The 17,832-nt window shown below is 63.4% G+C and carries 16 protein-coding genes; 11 read left to right on the forward strand and 5 right to left on the reverse strand.

Annotated features, from left to right (window positions below; all coding sequences use genetic code 11):
- From flgC to ENJ19_09615, 11 genes are all read left to right on the forward strand, one after another.
- A partial coding sequence (gene flgC, locus ENJ19_09565) for a flagellar basal body rod protein FlgC (GenBank protein ID HHM05971.1) occupies positions 1-372 on the forward strand: 372 nt, incomplete at its 5' end.
- A gap of 14 nt (positions 373-386) precedes the next feature.
- Entirely contained in the window at positions 387-1,058 is a 672-nt protein-coding gene (locus ENJ19_09570; GenBank protein ID HHM05972.1) for a flagellar hook assembly protein FlgD, read from the forward strand.
- A gap of 62 nt (positions 1,059-1,120) precedes the next feature.
- Positions 1,121-2,344 carry a flagellar hook protein FlgE gene (locus ENJ19_09575; protein ID HHM05973.1) on the forward strand — a complete coding sequence of 408 codons (1,224 nt, stop codon included), beginning with the start codon at positions 1,121-1,123 and terminating at the stop codon, positions 2,342-2,344.
- Positions 2,345-2,375: 31 nt separating this feature from the next.
- Positions 2,376-3,116, forward strand: a complete 741-nt coding sequence (locus ENJ19_09580) for a flagellar basal body rod protein FlgF (GenBank protein ID HHM05974.1) — start codon at positions 2,376-2,378, stop codon at positions 3,114-3,116.
- A gap of 11 nt (positions 3,117-3,127) precedes the next feature.
- A complete protein-coding gene (gene flgG / locus ENJ19_09585; GenBank protein ID HHM05975.1) occupies positions 3,128-3,913 on the forward strand; it encodes a flagellar basal-body rod protein FlgG in 786 nt (261 codons plus the stop codon).
- A gap of 17 nt (positions 3,914-3,930) precedes the next feature.
- Positions 3,931-4,632 carry a flagellar basal body L-ring protein FlgH gene (flgH, locus tag ENJ19_09590; protein HHM05976.1) on the forward strand — a complete coding sequence of 234 codons (702 nt, stop codon included), beginning with the start codon at positions 3,931-3,933 and terminating at the stop codon, positions 4,630-4,632.
- Between the two features lie 47 nt (positions 4,633-4,679).
- Positions 4,680-5,750 (forward strand): flagellar basal body P-ring protein FlgI, encoded by a 1,071-nt coding sequence (locus ENJ19_09595; GenBank protein ID HHM05977.1) that lies wholly within the window; start codon positions 4,680-4,682, stop codon positions 5,748-5,750.
- Positions 5,751-5,826: 76 nt separating this feature from the next.
- Positions 5,827-6,702, forward strand: coding sequence for a flagellar assembly peptidoglycan hydrolase FlgJ (gene flgJ / locus ENJ19_09600; GenBank protein ID HHM05978.1), 876 nt, complete (start codon positions 5,827-5,829; stop codon positions 6,700-6,702).
- Positions 6,703-6,791: 89 nt separating this feature from the next.
- Entirely contained in the window at positions 6,792-8,966 is a 2,175-nt protein-coding gene (gene flgK / locus ENJ19_09605) for a flagellar hook-associated protein FlgK (GenBank protein ID HHM05979.1), read from the forward strand.
- A 2-nt stretch (positions 8,967-8,968) separates the two neighbouring features.
- Positions 8,969-10,162: a flagellar hook-associated protein 3 gene (gene flgL, locus ENJ19_09610; GenBank protein ID HHM05980.1), complete on the forward strand. Its 1,194-nt coding sequence runs from the start codon at positions 8,969-8,971 to the stop codon at positions 10,160-10,162.
- Positions 10,163-10,263: 101 nt separating this feature from the next.
- A complete protein-coding gene (locus ENJ19_09615) occupies positions 10,264-11,337 on the forward strand; it encodes an N-acetylneuraminate synthase (protein HHM05981.1) in 1,074 nt (357 codons plus the stop codon).
- A 56-nt stretch (positions 11,338-11,393) separates the two neighbouring features.
- Here ENJ19_09615 and ENJ19_09620 read toward each other — a convergent pair whose 3' ends face one another.
- The 5 genes from ENJ19_09620 to ENJ19_09640 all read right to left on the reverse strand — a co-directional run bounded on the left by ENJ19_09620 (position 11,394) and on the right by ENJ19_09640 (position 17,805).
- Positions 11,394-12,554 carry an HD domain-containing protein gene (locus ENJ19_09620; protein ID HHM05982.1) on the reverse strand — a complete coding sequence of 387 codons (1,161 nt, stop codon included), beginning with the start codon at positions 12,552-12,554 and terminating at the stop codon, positions 11,394-11,396.
- 60 nt (positions 12,555-12,614) lie between these two features.
- Positions 12,615-13,277: a DUF1614 domain-containing protein gene (locus ENJ19_09625; protein ID HHM05983.1), complete on the reverse strand. Its 663-nt coding sequence runs from the start codon at positions 13,275-13,277 to the stop codon at positions 12,615-12,617.
- Between the two features lie 40 nt (positions 13,278-13,317).
- Entirely contained in the window at positions 13,318-14,202 is an 885-nt protein-coding gene (gene prs / locus ENJ19_09630; protein HHM05984.1) for a ribose-phosphate diphosphokinase, read from the reverse strand.
- A 90-nt stretch (positions 14,203-14,292) separates the two neighbouring features.
- The gene (locus ENJ19_09635; protein ID HHM05985.1) at positions 14,293-15,855 is read right to left on the reverse strand and encodes a thymidine phosphorylase family protein; all 1,563 of its coding nucleotides are present in this window, start codon (positions 15,853-15,855) and stop codon (positions 14,293-14,295) included.
- Positions 15,856-16,005: 150 nt separating this feature from the next.
- Positions 16,006-17,805, reverse strand: a complete 1,800-nt coding sequence (locus ENJ19_09640) for an ABC transporter ATP-binding protein/permease (protein ID HHM05986.1) — start codon at positions 17,803-17,805, stop codon at positions 16,006-16,008.
- Positions 17,806-17,832 lie beyond the last annotated feature (27 nt).

Genomic DNA, 17,832 nt, shown 5'->3' on the forward strand with positions numbered 1-17,832 from the left:
GCCCAGTCCGTGCGCCTCAATACCGTGGCCAGCAATATGGCCAATGCGCAAACGGTCAGCACCACGGCCGAAGACGCTTATCGGGCCAGACAACCGGTGTTCGCGGCCCTGCTGGGCGAAGCCGGCCGGGCCCGGGCCGCGGTCCAGGGGGTCCGGGTGGCGGCGGTGGTGGAAAGCGATGCCGCCGTGGAACAGCGTTTCATGCCGGAAAACCCCATGGCGGACGAGCAGGGTTACGTCTACCTGTCCAATGTCAACATGGTGGAGGAGATGACTAATATGATTTCCGCCTCGCGCAGCTTCCAGAGCAATGTGGAAGTGATGAACACCTCAAAAGAGCTGCTGTTGCGCACCTTGAGTCTGGGTCAATAAAGAGAGGTCAAGCCGTGAGCCATGTTGATGATGTTTCCCTGATGAATGATCTGGGCTTGTCCCGTCCCAAGCCGGAGCGCAAGAAAGATGAACTGGGCCAGGAGGATTTTCTCAAGCTGCTGACCACCCAGCTCAGCAACCAGGATCCCTTCAAGCCCATGGAGAACGGTGATTTCCTGGCCCAGATCGCCCAGTTCGCCTCCGTGTCCGGCATACAGGATTTGCAAAACTCCCTTGCCGAATTGTCCACCGCCCTGACCGGCAACCAGGGTTTGCAGGCCGCCGATATGGTGGGCAGGCGGGTTATCAGCGAAGGGTCGCGGGTTATGTTTGATGGTGTGGACAGCGTGGGCGCCGCCGTGGAACTTCCCGCCAGCAGCCAGCAAGTGACCGTGGGCGTCTATTCCTCCAGCGGCGAACTGGTGCGTACCTTGTCCTTTGGCGCTCAGGGCGCCGGGGTGATGGAATTTCAATGGGATGGTTTGTCCGAGGAGGGCCAGGCGGTGCCGCCGGGCCGCTACGAGCTTCGCGCCGAAGCCCTGTACGACGGGCAGCGCACGGCCTTGTCCACCCGCGTCGCTTCCCGCGTTGCCAGCGTCACCCTGGGCGAGGGCGGGCGGTCCGTCAGTCTTAACCTGGACAGCGGTGAAAGCCTGGCGATGAAAGACGTAAAGGCCATTTTGTAACACTGTGGGACGCGCTCAACGGTCCAGCAGCGAACAGAACATTGCTATAGAGGAGAACGGTTATGCCATTCCGTATCGCACTCAGTGGTCTCAATGCGGCTTCGTCGGAACTGCGCGTGGTCGGCAACAATGTTGCCAATGCCAGTACCACCGGCTTCAAGAAATCCAGAACGGAGTTCGCTGACATTTATTCGGTGGCCAGCCTGGGTAATGTGGGGCAGGCCATCGGCAGCGGCGTGGCCGTGGCCAGTGTGGCGCAGCAGTTCAGTCAGGGCAATATCTCTTTCACCGACAACGGCCTGGACCTGGCGGTGAGCGGCCAGGGCTTTTTCCGCCTCAGTGACCAGGGTGCCGTGGTCTATTCCCGTGCCGGCGCCTTTGGCGTGGACCGGGACGGCTACATTGTCAACGCTCAGGACCAGCGTCTGACGGCGTATCTGGCGGACAGCGCCGGCAACATCACCGGCGCGGTGGGTGATCTGCGGCTGGATACCTCGGACATCGCGCCGCGGGCCTCCACCCTGGTGGAAGTGGGTGTCAACCTGGATGCCACCTCATCCACCCCTCCCGCGTTCAACGTCAATGATCCGACGACCTACAACAGCTCCACCTCGCTCACTGTCTACGATTCTCTGGGTACGGCCCACCTGGCCACCACGTATTTCCGCAAGACCGCCACCGCCAACGAATGGGAGACCCATTTGTTTATCGATGGCACAGAAGCCACACCCACCACCTCCGGCACCCTGACTTTCAACGCCGATGGCACCCTGGCTTCGCCGGCGGGGGGCAGCGTGGCCTACGACGCCTTTTCCATTGCGGGCGCAGACGATCTGTCGCTGACCCTGGACTATCAGACCAACACGCCTACCACCCAGTTTGGCAGCCAGTTCGGGGTCAACTTTCTTTCCCAGGACGGTTACACCACGGGCCGTCTGAGCGGGGTGGACATTTCCGAATCCGGCGTGGTGCTGGCGCGCTTCACCAACGGCCAGTCGCGCACCCTGGGGCAGGTGGCCCTGGCGAACTTCGCCAACGCCCAGGGCCTCAGGCAGTTGGGGGACACCAGCTGGGCGGAAAGCTTTGAGTCGGGCTCGCCCCTGGTGGGGCCGCCGGGGACCGCCAGTCTGGGGCTGATCCAGTCCGGCGCCCTGGAAGGGTCGAACGTTGACCTCACCGAACAACTGGTCACCATGATCACCGCACAGCGCAACTTCCAGGCCAACGCCCAGGTGATCACCACCGCCGATACGGTGACGCAAACCATCATCAACATTCGCCGCTAAGCCAGGGCGCGGATAAACAGCGAGAACACGTATGGACCGCTCCGTCTACGTTGCCATGACCGGTGCCAAACAAACCATGCTGGCGCAGGCCGTCACCAGCCACAACCTCGCCAATGTCAGCACCACCGGTTTTCGCGCCGACCTGGCCTCATTTCAAAGCGCGCCGGTGCCGGGTCCGGGCCTGGACAGCCGCGCCAACGCCGTGGTGGTGGAGCAAAGCGTCGATTTCCAGCCCGGTCCGGTGATCACCACCGGGCGCGATCTGGATTTCGCCGTGCGGGGTCGGGGCTGGATAGCGGTGCAAGCCAAGGACGGTGGCGAGGCCTATACCCGCGCCGGGGAGCTGCACGTGACCGATGGCGGATTGCTGACCACCTCTTCCGGCGAGTGGGTGCTGGGCAACAACGGACCCGTCTCGGTGCCACCCTTTGAAACCCTGGAGATCGGCAATGACGGCACCCTTTCTATCCGGCCCGTGGGGCAGACGCCCAGCACCCTGGCGGTGGTGGACCGGATCAAACTGGTCAAGCCGCCGGAGGCGGATCTGGTCAAGGGCGGGGACGGCTTGTTTCGTCTGCGGGACGGCGGCAATGCGCCGGTGGACGCCTCGGTCAGCCTGGTGGGCGGCGCCCTGGAAGGCAGCAACGTCAACAGCGTGGAGGCCATGGTGACCATGATGGAACTGGCGCGCCAGTTTGAAATGCACGTGCAATTTCTCAAAACCGCCGAGGAAAACGAGACGGCGGTGACTCAAATCATGCGTATGGGCTAGGAGCTGCAATCATGAACCGAGCATTATGGGTGGCCAAGACCGGGCTGGAAGGTCAGCAGACCCGCATGTCCGTGGTGGCCAACAATCTGGCCAATGTGAACACCACCGGCTTTAAGCGCTCGCGCGCGTCCTTTGAAGACCTGCTGTATCAAAATGTCCGCCAGGTGGGGGCGCAGTCCTCGCAGGACACGATATTGCCCACCGGCCTTTCCCTGGGCACCGGCGTGCGGGTGTCCGCCACGGAAAAGCTGTTCACCCAGGGCAACATCATCCAAAGTGAAAACCCCTTGCACGTGGCGGTTCAGGGGCGTGGATTCTTTCAGGTGCTGATGCCCGACGGAACCTTGTCTTACACTCGTGACGGTGCGTTTAAAATCGACGCCCAGGGCCAGTTGGTGACCGCCAACGGTTTTCCCCTGCAGCCGGCCATCACCCTCCCCCAAAATGCACAAAACGTGTCCATCGGCAGCGACGGGACGGTCAGTGTCACCCTGCCCGGTCAGGCGGCCCTCACCCAGCTCGGCAATATCCAGCTGGCGGATTTCATCAATCCCGCGGGTTTGCAGCCCATTGGCCAGAATCTATACCTCGAATCCGCTGCCAGCGGTTCGCCCCAGGTGGGTACACCCGGCCTGGCCGGGGTGGGTACCCTGGTGCAAGGCTCATTGGAAACATCCAACGTCAATGTGGTGGAAGAGCTGGTGAACATGATCGAAACGCAGCGCGCCTATGAGATGAATTCAAAATCCATAGAAACCACCGACAGCATGCTGCGCTTCCTGGTCAACAACACATGATCGCGGTGACGGGCATCATGTCGCATCGCAGGATTGTGGGCAGGATCCTGGCGGTGACCATGGCGCTGGGCCTGGGTGCCTGCGCCACCACCCCGGTGCCGCAGGAAAGTTTCGCCCCCGCCTATCCCGCCGCCGCGCCGGTGCCGCCGCCCGGCGCCGGCTCTCTGTACCAGGCCCGTCGCAATGTGTCCCTGTTTCAGGATGTCAGCGCGCGGCGGGTGGGCGACATTCTGACCGTGGTCCTGGTGGAGCGCACCAGCGCCAGCAAAAAGGCCAGCACGTCCACCTCGCGCAGTGACAAGGTGGACCTTCCCAATCCCACCTTGCTGGGCGCCCCCTTGAGTTTCAATGCGCCGGGCCGGTCCGGCATGGATCTGGGCCTGGCCACCTCGGTGGACGGCAGCAACACGTTCTCCGGCGCAGGGGACGCGGCCCAAAGCAACTCCCTGGAAGGCCGTATCACCGTCACCGTTGCTGATGTCCTGCCCAACGGCAATTTGTTCGTGCGCGGACAAAAACGCGTCCGGATCAATCAAGGCGACGAATATCTGCAGTTCTCCGGCATCGTCCGGCCCACCGATGTGCGCGCCGACAACACCGTGATCTCCACCCTGGTGGCCGATGCCCGGATCGTCTACACCGGTGAAGGCGCCGTGGCCAGCGCCAACGCCCGCGGCTGGTTGGGCCGTTTCTTTAACAGCAAGTGGTGGCCGTTTTGAACGCGGGGAACGGCAGGGCGCTGGGGACTGTGGTGCTGGCGGCCGTGATGAGTCTGCCGCAGACACCGGCGCAGGCGGAGCGCATCAAAGATCTGGCCACCATCGCCGGCGTGCGCAGCAATCCGCTGGTGGGCTACGGCCTGGTGGTGGGGCTGGACGGCAGCGGTGATCAGACCACCCAGGCGCCGTTTACTGTGCAAAGCTTTAAAAACATGCTGGCCCGGTTTGGCATCGTCCTGCCTTCCGGGGTGAAGCCGCAGCTCAAAAATGTGGCAGCGGTGTCGGTGCAGGCTGAGCTGCCGGCCTTCGCCAAACCGGGGCAAACCATCGACATCACCGTGGCATCCCTGGCCAATGCCAAGAGCCTGCGCGGCGGCACCTTGCTGATGACCCCGCTCAAAGGCGCCGACGGCCGCGTGTACGCCGTGGCCCAGGGCAATCTGGTGGTGGGCGGTTTCGGCGGCCAGGGCAGCGACGGTTCCAAGATCACCGTCAATGTGCCCAGCTCCGGCCGGATTCCCAATGGCGCCACGGTGGAACGGCCCGCGCCGACGGTGTTGGGCGGCGAAGATTTTGTCACCATCAATCTGCACCGGCCGGATTTCACCACCGTCAAGCGCGTGGTGGACGCCATCAACGACGCCATGGGCATGGGTACCGCCCAGGCGGTGGACGGTGCCTCGGTGCGGGTGCACGCCCCCCGCGATGTGTCCCAACGGGTGGCTTATGTGTCCGTGTTGGAGAATCTCACCCTGGAGCCGGGGGAGGCGGCGGCGCGGGTCATCATCAACGCCCGCACGGGCACGGTGGTGATCGGCCGGCATGTCCGGGTGAGCGCCGCGGCCGTGGCTCACGGCAGTTTGACCGTAACCATCAAAGAACGGGCGGGCGTCAGCCAGCCGGCGCCGTTCTCCGGCGGGCGCACAGTGGTCGTGCCCGACAGCCAGGTGGAAGTCAGCCAGGAAGACAGCCGCATGTTTTTGTTCCAGCCCGGTGTGAGTCTGGATGAGATCGTCCGGGCCGTGAACCAGGTGGGCGCCGCGCCGGGCGACCTGGTCGCCATCCTGGAAGCGCTGCGGGAAGCGGGGGCGCTGCGGGCGCAGTTGATCGTGATTTGAAGGCCCCGCTTGTGACCATGCCCCGGAACAGGCCGTATCGCCCGGGTGATGTGCAACGGAAGTCCGGACAAAGACCATGAGTACCTCCATACCCAATCCCGCGCTCTACACCGACATCAACGGCCTGTCCGTCTTGGCACAGCAGGATGGAAACAACGAGGCGGCCTTGCGCAAGGCAGGCGAGCAATTCGAAGCGCTGTTCATTCAGTCCATGCTGAAAAGCATGCGCGAGGCCGCGCCGGTGCAGGACAGTTTGCTGGGGGACGCAGGCAGGCTGTACCGCGACCTGTTCGACAAACAGATAGCCCTGGTCATGGCCGGCCGGGGCGAGTTGGGTCTGGCGGATATGATGGTGGAGCAGCTGCGCCGTGGAACTTTGCCACAGCGGCCCGGTTTGCTGGCGCTGTCCCGCAGCCCCGCGGGCGTGGACACCGATTCAGGGCCGGGGCCGGCCGCGCAGGCTTTCGTGAAGGCGGTCTGGCCCCATGCCCGCGCCGCGGCAGGGGAGTTGGGTGTGCCAGCCCGGGCGCTGGTGGCCCAGGCCGCCTTGGAAAGTGGTTGGGGCGCGGCGGTGATGACCCATCCCGACGGCCGCTCCAGCCACAACCTGTTCGGCATCAAAGCGGATGCCCGGTGGGACGGTGACACGGTAACGCGGGTGACCACCGAATACCGGGGCGGCAAGGCGCAGCGGCTTGCGGCGGTGTTTCGCTCCTATGATTCTTACGCTGAGAGCTTTGCCGACTATGTGAACTTTCTGCGTGACAATCCCCGTTATCAGCGGGCTTTGTCACAGGCAGGTGATCCCGGGCGCTTCTTTGAGGCCTTGCAGTCGGCCGGCTATGCCACGGATCCCCGCTATGCCGAGAAAATTCAGGGCCTGATGGATCATGAGGACATCAAGGCGGCCCTGGGCGGTCTCAAGAAACCCGCTGCCCCGCCGACAGGATGAACAAGGGTATTCCACGGACGGGCGGGGGGAAGATGGCGGTCGGCCTGCTCCATTTCATACCCTGACTTTGCAACGCAGTCGGTTTTATCATGGCAACAAGCGGCATGCTGGGCATAGGTTTATCGGGTTTGCTGGCCACCCGGCAGGCCCTTTCCACCACCTCCCAGAACATCAGCAACGTCAACACCGAAGGTTACAGCCGGCAACGGGTGGAGTTCGAATCGCGCCCACCGGAGGTGCGGGGCGGGAGCTTCCTCGGCACTGGTGTGGACGTGCGTTCCATAGACCGGGTTTATGACGAGTTTGTGGTTGAACAGTCCCGCGTCAACACCTCGACCTTCAACAGCCTCAATGAATACCACGATCTGATCACCCGCGTCGATGACCTGCTGGCCAGCCCCGACACCGGTCTGGACAAGGGCGTGGTCACCTTTTTCGATGCCGTGCACGAGGTGGCCAATGACCCGGCTTCCTTGTCCGCGCGCCAGGTGATGCTGAGCGAGGCCCAGTCGTTGACCGACCGCTTTCATTATCTTGATGAGCGGGTGGCGGAGCTGCGTTCGCAAAGCAATGCCATCGTGCAAAACAGCATCGAGGACATCAATGGCCTGGCCGGCAGCATTGCCGATCTGAACCGCCGCATCAGCCTGGCGGTGGGCACGGCCGGCGGCGCGCCCAACGATCTGCTGGATCAGCGGGACCGCGCCCTGGATCAACTGGCGGAGCTGGTGTCTGTGACCACTGTGGCGCAGAACGACGGTTCCACCAATGTATTTATCGGCACCGGCCAGGCGCTGGTGGTGGGGCCCCAGGCGCAAAGCCTCTCGGCAGTCAGAAACCGTTTCGATCCCACCCGCTTCGAGGTGGGATATTCCACCGGCAGCGCCACGGCGGAGATTTCCTCCCAGGTTACCGGCGGCTCGCTGGGGGGCTTGCTCAATTTCCGCGACCAGGTCCTCGATCCTGTGCAAAACGCCCTGGGCCGGGTGGCCCTTTCCATGGCCGACACCCTCAACACCCAGCACCAGCTGGGCATGGATTTCAATGGTGATCTGGGCGGCAAGATGTTTACCACCGCCACGCCCGATGTGCTCAGCAACAGCACCAACGCCGGCAGCGGCGCGGTGAGCGCCGTCATCGTCAACGTGGCCGATGTGGAGATCAGCGACTATCAGCTGACCTACAACGGCAGCAATGCCTACACCCTCACCCGCCTCAGCGACAATACCAGCTTTGCTATCAACACCGGCGGTGCGAGTCCCTATACCAGCGATGAGATCGACGGCATGCGGCTTACCCTCACGGCGGGTGCCAGCACCGGCGACACTTTTCTGGTGCGGCCCGGTTTCAGCGCCGCGCGGGATATTGCCGTGGCGCTCACTGACGTGAGCAAAATCGCCGCCGCGGCGCCGGTGAGGGTGAACACGCCGCTCGCCAACACCGGTAGCGCCGTGGCCGGCGGGCTGTCGGTGAACAGCCCCGATAACCGGTTGCGCATCGAGTTTACCAGTCCGACAGCTTACAAGGTGGTGGATGAAACCACCGGCGCCACGCTGGCCGCCAATCAGACCTACACCTCTGGTGCCAATATCCGCTACAACGGCCTCACCGTGCAAGTGAGCGACGGCAGCGGCGCGCCGGCAGCGGGGGACAAATTCTACGTGGACCGGGGCGTGACCAGCGCTGACAGCGCCAACACCGGCGGGGCGGGCATCGGCGCCGCCAGCGTGAGCCCGCCCGATCCCAATCTGCTTGACACCGTCACCATCACCTTCACCAGCGCCACCACCTTCGACGTGAGCGGCGCCACCACCGGCAGCCCGGTGACGGGCCTGAGCTATACCGCGGGCGCGCCCATCAGTTACAACGGCTGGACCTTCTCCCTCACCGGTGTCCCTGCCAGCGGTGACAGCTTTGTTATCGAGGCCAACACCGGTGGCATTGGCGACAACCGCAATGCCCTCAAACTGGCCGATTTGCAGGACACCCGCCTGCTGGACCAGGAAAGCGCCACTTACCAGGAAGCCTATGGCCAGCTCATCGCCGACGTCGGCAGCCAGACCCGTTCTGCCGCCTTGAGCCGCGACGCGGGCCGGGCTCTGATGGACCAGGCCCGGGCTGCCCGCGATGCAGTGTCGGGGGTGAACCTCGATGAAGAAGCGGCCAATCTGCTGCAGTTCCAGCAAGCCTATCAGGCCGCCGCCCAAGTGGTCTCGGTGTCGGCCGACATGTTTCAGATCATCCTCGACGCCGTAAGAAGGTAGTCATGAGAATATCCACCAGACAAATTCACAAAAACGCCCTGGATGGCATAGTTCTGCAACAGGCGCAGGTGGCGCAGTCGCAAAAGCAGCTGGGTTCCGGCCGCCGCATCGTGGTGCCCAGCGATGACCCCACCGGCGCGGTGCAGATCCTCGATTTGCAGAGCAGCATCGCCGGCACCAAGCGCTATCAGAAAAACATCGAAGCGGCCCGCGTCAGCCTGGAGCAACAGGAAGGCGTGCTCGGCAGCGTCACCGATTTGCTGCAGCGCACCCGTGAGCTGGCCCTGCAAGCCAACAGCGGTTTGCTCGACGACCAGGCCAGGCAGGGCATTGCCTCTGAAATCAGCGAGCGCGTGGATGAACTGCTGGACCTGGCCAATGTCCGCGATGCCAATGGCGATTACGTGTTTTCCGGTTTCAAGGTGGACCAACAATCGTTTACCCGCACCGCCACCGGTTTCAGTTACGGCGGCGACGATGGCCAGCGCTTCGTCCAGGTCGGGCCGGCGCGCAAGATGGCCGTGAGCGAATCGGGCCGGCAGGTGTTTCAAAACATTGCCACCGGCAACGGCACTTTTTCCATTACCCAGAACACCGCCAACACCGGCACCGGGGTGATCGATCCCGGCACGGTCACCGATCCCGCCGCCTGGGTGCCGGACACCTATACGCTGACCTTCGTCACGGCCACGACCTACGAAGTGCGCGACAGCAGCGCCAACCTGGTCACCAGCGGCACTTACCAAAGCGAGGCCGCCATCGCCTTCAACGGCATCCAGACCTCTGTGAGCGGCGCGCCGGCGGCCGGCGACAGTTTTGAGATCGCCCCCAGCGCCAAGCAGGATATCTTCACCACCCTGGACCGTCTGGCCACGGCGTTGAACAAAAGCGTGAACGATCCCGCCAGCCAGGCCGCGCTCGCCAACGATATCAACAAATTTCTGGTGGACGCCGGGCAGGCCTTCAACAACTTCACCAACCAGCGCGCCAGCCTGGGCTCGCGTCTGCAGGCCCTGGAGCAACAGAAAAACAGCAACGATGATTTCGTTTTGTTGACGGAAAGCGCCCTGGCCGATGTGCAGGACCTGGACTATCCCCAGGCCATCAGTCTGTTCAACCAGCAAATGGTGGCCCTGCAGGCCGCGCAGCAGTCTTTCGTGCGGGTGCAGAGCCTGTCTTTGTTCAACTACCTGTAACAAAAAACCTGAGGCGGGCACCGCCCCCGCCTGTGCGGGAAACAAACCGGCAGGGAGAGTTTCATGCCGATTCCGGCAGTTTCGAAGCTGAGAGGATGACCATGAACGAGTTTTACATTGGCCAAAAACGCATCGCCCGGGATGGCGCCTGCTACATCATCGCCGAGATCGGCAACAATCATCAGGGCGACATGAAAACCGCGCTCAAGATGATCCGGGTGGCGGCCGGCATGGGTGTGGACGCGGTGAAGTTTCAAAAGCGCGACAACAAAACCCTGTTCACCCGGGCCATGTACAACAAGCCCTATGACAACGAAAACAGCTACGGTCCCACCTACGGCGCGCACCGGGATTATCTGGAATTCGACTGGGATCAATACCTGGAGCTGAAAGCCTGCGCCCGCGAAAACGACGTTGATTTTATTGTCACCCCCTTTGATTTTCCCAGCGTGGATTTTCTCGCAGAAGTGGGGGTGGACGCCTACAAAATTGCCTCAGCGGACATCACCAACACCCCGCTGCTGGAATACGTTGCCAAGTTGGGCAAACCCATGTTCGTCTCCACCGGCGCGGCGGAGTTGCATGAAATCGAGCTGGCCTACCAGGCCGTCATTCCACACAACGAACAACTGTGTATGCTGCACTGCACCGCCGGCTATCCCACCGAATATGAAAACCTGAATCTGGCCGCTATCAAAACCCTGGCACTTCAATTTCCCAAAGCGGTCATCGGTTACTCCGGCCATGACTACGGCATTCTGGCGCCCTCCGTGGCCTACCTGCTGGGTGCCACGGTGGTGGAAAAACACTTCACCCTCAACCGTTCCTGGAAAGGCACTGACCACAAGTTTTCGCTGGAGCCCACCGGGCTCCACAAAATGGTCCGCGATCTGCGCCGCATTGACGTGTCCTTGGGGGACGGTAAAAAAGAGCTGGCGGATTTTGAAAAAGACGCCCGCAGGAAAATGGGCAAAAGCCTCTATGCCGCCCGCCATCTCAAAGCCGGTGAGGTGCTGCGGCGGGAAGATCTGGTGGTGAAGTCCCCCGGCGGGGGCTTGCCGCCCTATCGCATGGGCGAGCTGCTGGGCAAGCGCCTGGTGGTGGACGTGCCCCAGGAAGTGCCCTTCAGCATGGATCATGTGGAAGACAGCGCCGGGCGGCGGGAGGCGGGTTAGGCAGATGCCCTGTCCCGCCTGTCGTCCTGGGCACAACGGTCTCCTGGTCGCGCGGCCTACGGTTGCGGGTGTCCTGCGGGTGCGGCCCCCGGCCGCGATGCTTCTCCGGCAAAGCGTTTATAGATGCGCGCCACCTCGTCCCGGTTGTCAATCAAGGCATCCACACACTCCCGGTCCAGCTTGTCGCCCGCCAGGGTGCGCAGGGTGGCAAAGGCCTGGTCCACGGGCCAGGCGGGTTTGTAGGGGCGGCGGCTGGTGAGGGCGTCGAAGATGTCGGCCACGGCGACGATGCGGGCTTCAATGGGGATGGCCTCGTCTTTGAGGCGGCCGGGATAGCCGCTGCCGTCCAGCTTTTCGTGGTGGTGCTCGGTGATGTTGCGCAGCACGTCCACGTAGGGCAGGCCGCTTAAATTAAATTCCGCCAGCATGCGGTCCACCATGGCGCGGCCCTTGCTGGCGTGTTGTTTCATAACTTCGAATTCGCTTTCGTCCAGGGCGCCTTTTTTGAGCAGAATGTGGTCAGGGGTGCCGATTTTGCCCAGATCGTGCAGCGGGGCGAACAGGAACAGCCGTTCGATGTATTCATCGTCGAAGCCGTGGCGGGGGGCGATCGTCTTGGCGATGAGGCGGGCGTAGCGCGCCATGCGGTCCAGGTGGGCGCCGGTTTCCTCATCGCGGAATTTGGTCATTTCACGGGCGGTTTTCACGGCGGCCAGCATGGTGTGGATGAGGGTGAGTTCGGCGATCACCGTGCGCGCCACCAGATGGCCGTACAGGTTCAGTGTGGCGAGGTGGTCCGGGGTGAAGGCCTGGGTGTCGTAGGCGTTGAAAAAAACGAAGCCGAAAAAACTGCCCTGGGTGTAAGTGGGCAGGGTGTAGCTGGAGCCGTAGCCCTGGCGGCGGAGTTTCCGGCCGTGTTGGGTGCTGTTGCGGTAGGTGTTGGGCACGTCGTTGACCACCTGGGCCCGGCCGCTGGCATAAATGGCTGCCAACCGGGGGGTGTCGCTGAGCCGTGCCTGATAGTTGGACAGGGGGTTTTCACCGCCGCTGGAATGAATGAAGGTTTTTATGAGGTCGGTTTTGGGATCGTAAACGGCCACCGCGATGCGGGCAACGGCAGGACAGGTGGTGCTGAGTGCGTGGTGAATGGCGGTGAGTTTTTCGGACAGGGGAATATTGTCGTTGAGTGCGTGCAGCATGTCCGGATGGTCTGTCATGTGGCGCCTCCCTGCCTGTTCAGTATAGCGCTCTCCCGGGTTGTCGGCCGGGGGCGGCCCTCAGGCCAGCAGTACCGCGACGATGCCGGTGATGAAGATGCCGTCGAAGGTGCCGGCACCGCCGATGGAGGCAATGGGGGCGCCCATGCGGCGGATGTCTTTCAGGCGCAGCAGATCCGCCCCGATCAGGACCCCCAGGGTGCCGCAAATGTAGGCCAGGGGCGCGCTGTGCTCGGGGCTGATGGCCACGGCGGTGAGGGCGGCGGCGATGGGGGCGACGAAAACGGGCATGCCGATGCCCAGTCCGGGTACCGGCCGGCTGGCCAGGTAGGCCACCAGGGCCACCACGGCGATGGCCAGGATCACCGGCCCCGCGCCCAGGGGGTGGTGGCTGAGGAGGTAGTAGGAAAACAGGATGGGGATCAAACCGCCGCCCACGTTGATGGCGATCAGTGTCTGGCCGTGGAAGCGTCTGAGGCTTTGTTCGAGCATGTCCCGCAGGGCGTCCGGCCACTGGCTGAGATCGGGCCGTTCGGCGCGGATGGTGGTGATGGGCAGGTTGATGCCGCTGCCCAGCAGGGAGGCCAGCAGCAGAACAAAGGTGGACTGTGGTGACAGGCCCAGCTTTTCAAAGGCGACGGTGAGAATACCCACCTGAATGAAAGCCAGCAGCAGGCCCAGCAGAAAGATAAAGGCCAGCAGTTGCAGCGGGGAAAAAGGCATGCTGAATGGGTTTGTGCTTGGGGGGCGGACCGTTTCGGGGTCAGTCGCTCAACACTGCGCTGGCCAGCAGATCGGTCAAGTCCACCGCGTTGGTGGGGTGCAGCAAACTGGTGCTGCTCCAGATTTCTTCGACCCCCGCCGCGCGCAGCTGTTCCTGGGCATCGTCCACGAACAGGGCATGGGTGACGGCGCAGTGAATGGCGGCGGCCCCCCGGTCCTTTACCACGGTCGCGGCGGTGGCCACGGTGCGGCCGGTGCTGGCGACATCGTCCACGATGACCACGGTGCGGCCCTGAACCGACTCATCCGGCAGGGTGATTTCCACAGCGCGGTCCGACAGGCGGTTCTTGTGGGCGATGATCCAGTCAAAGCCGCCTTCTTTGGCGATGTGGGCCACCCATTGGCGCGATTCCCTGTCCGGCCCCACTAACAGGGGGCGTTCCAGCCGCTCGCGCAAAAACTCTGCCAGCAGGCCCCCGGCGCTCAGGGAGACGGTGCGGCGGGCGGGCACCGCCTCGTGCAAATGATGGACGCGGTGCAGATGAGGGTCCACGGTAATCACGGTGTCGAACAGCCCGGCGAGAAATTCGCCGACGATACGTTGGCTGACAATCTCGCCGGGATGAAATGCGGCGTCCTGGCGCATGTAGCACAGATAGGGCGCCACCAGGGTCAGGTGCTTGACCCCCGCGGCGCGGGCGGCGCGGGCGCAGAGCATGAGTTCGACCAGCTTGTCGTTGGGCCAGTCCAGGGTGCGGCAGAGCACGACATGGGGAGGGAGTTCAGCCGGCAGGCGCAGTTTGCTTTCCCCGTCGGGGAAGCGGTGCAGGCTCACCGTCGCGCACGGCCTGTCCAGGGCGTCAGCCAGGCGCTGGGCGGGGGAGAGGTAATCGGGAAAACTCAGAATCAAACTCTCGTCACGCATCCTTCACTTCCATTTCGTCGGGGGATGACCAAAATCCAATAGTACCGTGAAACCGGGTCGCCACAATGGCGCCGCTCCCAAGGGGGGCGGTCAAAATTCCACGAACAGGGTGGGCACCTCACCGGCATCACCGATACGGTAACCGCTGCCCCGTTCGTTGTTCAGCGCCCTGGCGAAATGAAAATCCGCCGGGAACTCGGCATGTACCCGGTACAGCACCTCACCCCGGACCACCGGCTCGCCCAGTTTTTTGAGCAAGTCCACCCCGGCGCCCTTGTCCATGGGGGCGCCGGCCATGCGGGCGATGCGGGCCAGCAGCAGATTGTCGATGGCGGTGACCACACCGTCACGGTCGGCCTGGATGTCGTAGCTGAGGCGGCCTGGCGGGGGGCGCTCGCTGCGGCGGCCCTGGGCGTCGATCAGGGCGTTCATTTTGGCCAGGGCGCGGCCGGATTCCAGAATGTCGCGGGCGATGCCGTAGCCCTGGCCGCCGCGTACATCGGGGTCGAATTCGATTACCCGCCCCGCCAGGCGCAGTGCTTTTTGACGCAGATCCGCCGGCGCGGCGGGGTCGTTCTCCAACACCTGCATCACGTCCCGCGCTTCCAGCACCGGGCCGATGCCGCGTCCTATGGGCTGGCGGCCGTCGGTGATCACCACCTCCAGATGCAGATTCAGGCGGTCACCCACGTATTCAAACAGCTTGCGCAGCCCCAGGGCATCGCGCATGTGGCGCACCTTGGCGGAGGGGCCCACAGGAATGTCGAGCAGCAGATGGGTGGCGCCGGCGGCCAGCTTTTTGGACAGGATGGAGGCCACCATCTGGCCTGGGGCGTCGATGCCCAGGGGCCGTTCCACGGAAATGAGCATGTCGTCCACCGGCGCCAGGTGCGCCGTGCCGCCCCAGGCCAGACAGCCGCGCTGGCGGTGGACAATGTCCAGCAGGCGCTCCGGAGCGAGGTTGACCTCCGCCAGCACCTCCATGGTGTCCGCCGTGCCCGCGGGGGAGGTGATGGCCCGGCTGGAGGTTTTGGGAATCAGCATGCCGTGGGCAGCGACGATGGGGACCACCAGCATGGAGGTGCGGTTGCCGGGGATGCCGCCGATGCAGTGCTTGTCGGCCACCAGGGCTTCCTGCCAGTCCAGCCGCTCGCCGGATTCCAGCATGGCGCGGGTGAGAAACAGCACTTCCTCCCGGTCCAGGCCGTTTTCCCCGGCGGCCACCAGGAAGGCCGCCAGCTCCATTTTCGAATAGCGCTTGTTCGCCACTTCAAAACAAATGCGGCGGAAGTCCTCCAGTTTCAGCCGTTCCCCCAGAATCTTGCGGCGCACCGCATCCATGGAGCGGGGCGGTTCGGCGTGGTCCACCCGTACTGCGGCGCCGGTTTGCAGGCCGAGCTGGTCGAAGGCCTGCTCCGACAGGCCCAATTCCTCAGGGGTGACGAGGGCGGCGTCGTCCACCACGTTCAACACGGCGAAGATGCGCCGGCCGTTGTGGCTGACTTCGATTTTCGACAGGGCCTGAAAGCCCTCCGCCCGGTACACGGCGCAGTCGCGGTGCAAATAGGCGACGTTTTCCCGGTAGGTGTCGATGGCCACGCGCTTGAGCTTCAGGGGGGCGCCGGCGGGAGGTGGGGGAGAAGAAGGTGTCATGGGATTCACTCGGGTCGCGTGGCCGCTATGGTGGCTCGCTGGCTGAAAGCATCGTACCAGTTTTTGAATCCGGGGTGCGGGTCGGGCTGATGCAGCGGCACGGGGATGTGCCGCCATTGGCACCAGGCAAATGGGGTCAGTAGTAAAGCTTCATTCGCCCTCTTCTTCCAATCTGCGCCGCTCTTGCTGCTGCAAGGTCCACATGGTGGCATAGGCGCCCCGGGCGCTGAGCAGGGCGCGGTGGGTGCCCCGTTCGATGACCCGGCCCTGGTCCAGCACCAGAATTTCGTCGGCATCGACGATGGTGGACAGGCGGTGAGCGATGGCCAAGGTGGTGTGATGGGCGGCGATGGCGGCCAGCTCTTTGAGGATGGCTTGTTCCGATTCGGAATCCAGCGCCGAGGTGGCTTCATCGAACACCAGGATTTTCGGGTTTTTCAATACCACGCGGGCGATGGCGATGCGCTGTTTTTCGCCGCCGGAGAGTTTCAGGCCGCGCTCGCCCACCAGCGTGTCGTAGCCTTCCGGCAGGGCGGCGACAAAGTCGTGGATATGGGCCATGCGGGCGGCCCGGATGACTTCTTCGCGGCTGGCCTCGGGCCTGGCGTAGGCGATGTTGTAGTAGATGGTGTCGTTGAACAGCACAGTGTCCTGGGGCACGATGCCGATGGCGGCGCGCAGGCTGTCTTGCGCAACCTCGCGGATGTCCTGGCCGTTGACCAGGATGCGGCCGCCGTCCACCTCGTAGAAGCGGAACAACAAGCGCACCAGGGTGGACTTGCCACTGCCGGAGTGGCCCACCACAGCGACTTTCTTGCCGGCGGGCACCTCAAAACTCACGTCCTTGAGGATGGGGCGCCGCGGGTCGTAGCTGAAATCCACGTGTTCGAAGCGGATGCCGCCGTCGCCCACCCGGAGTGGTGCCGCCCCTGGGCGGTCTTTTACATCGGGCTCCTGGGACAGCAGGCCGAACATCTTTTCCATGTCTGCCAGGGAGTGTTTGATCTCGCGGTAGACGAAACCGAGGAAGTTCATGGGAATGAACAGCTGCAGCAAATAGGCGTTGATCATCACCAGATCGCCCAGGGTCAGTGTTTGCGCCACCACGCCATCGGCCGCCAGCCACAGCAGCCAGGTGGCGCCCAGGGCGACGATGGCACCCTGGCCGAAGTTCAGGGCCGACAATGAGGTCTGATTGCGGATGGCCGCCTGTTCCCAGCTTTGCAGGTTTTCGTCGTAGCGGCGCGCTTCGAAGTCTTCGTTGCCGAAATATTTCACCGTTTCGAAATTGAGCAGGCTGTCAATGGCGCGGGTGTTGGCCCTGGAGTCCAGTTCGTTCATCTGGCGGCGGAATTTCAAGCGCCATTCCGTCACCAGCAGGGTGAAGGCGATGTAAACCACGATGGTGAAAAAAGTGATGGCGGCGAAGGCGGCGTCGTAGAGCACCAGAAGAATCACCGCCACCAGGACCACTTCCAGCAGGGTGGGTACCACGTTGAACACCATGAAGGTCATCAGAAAACTGATGCCCCGCGCGCCACGCTCAATGTCCCGCGACACCCCGCCGGTCTGCCGCTCAAGATGAAAGCGCAGCGACAGATTGTGCAGATGGCGGAAGACTTTCAAGGCGATGCGGCGGATGGCCCGCTGGGTGACCTTGGCGAACAGGGCGTCGCGCAGCTCGCCGAAGAAGGCGCTGCTCAGCCGCACCAGGCCGTAGCCCAGCAAAAACGCCACCGGCAGGGCGACCGCCGGGTGTTGGCTGGGATCCAGATGGTCAACGATGCCCTTGAGCATCACCGGCACCGACACATTGGCCACCTTGGCCAGAATCAGACAACCCAGGGCCAGGCTCACCCGGCCCTTGTACTCCCACACAAAGGGCAGCAGCGTGCGGATGGCTTTCCAGTCGCGGATACGGGTGGGTGGGGGTGGGGCGGAGGGGCGCATGGGGGCTGGAGCTTCCGTGTTGTTGGC

The sequence above is a fragment of the Gammaproteobacteria bacterium genome, from assembly GCA_011375345.1.
GTDB lineage: Bacteria > Pseudomonadota > Gammaproteobacteria > DRLM01 > DRLM01 > DRLM01.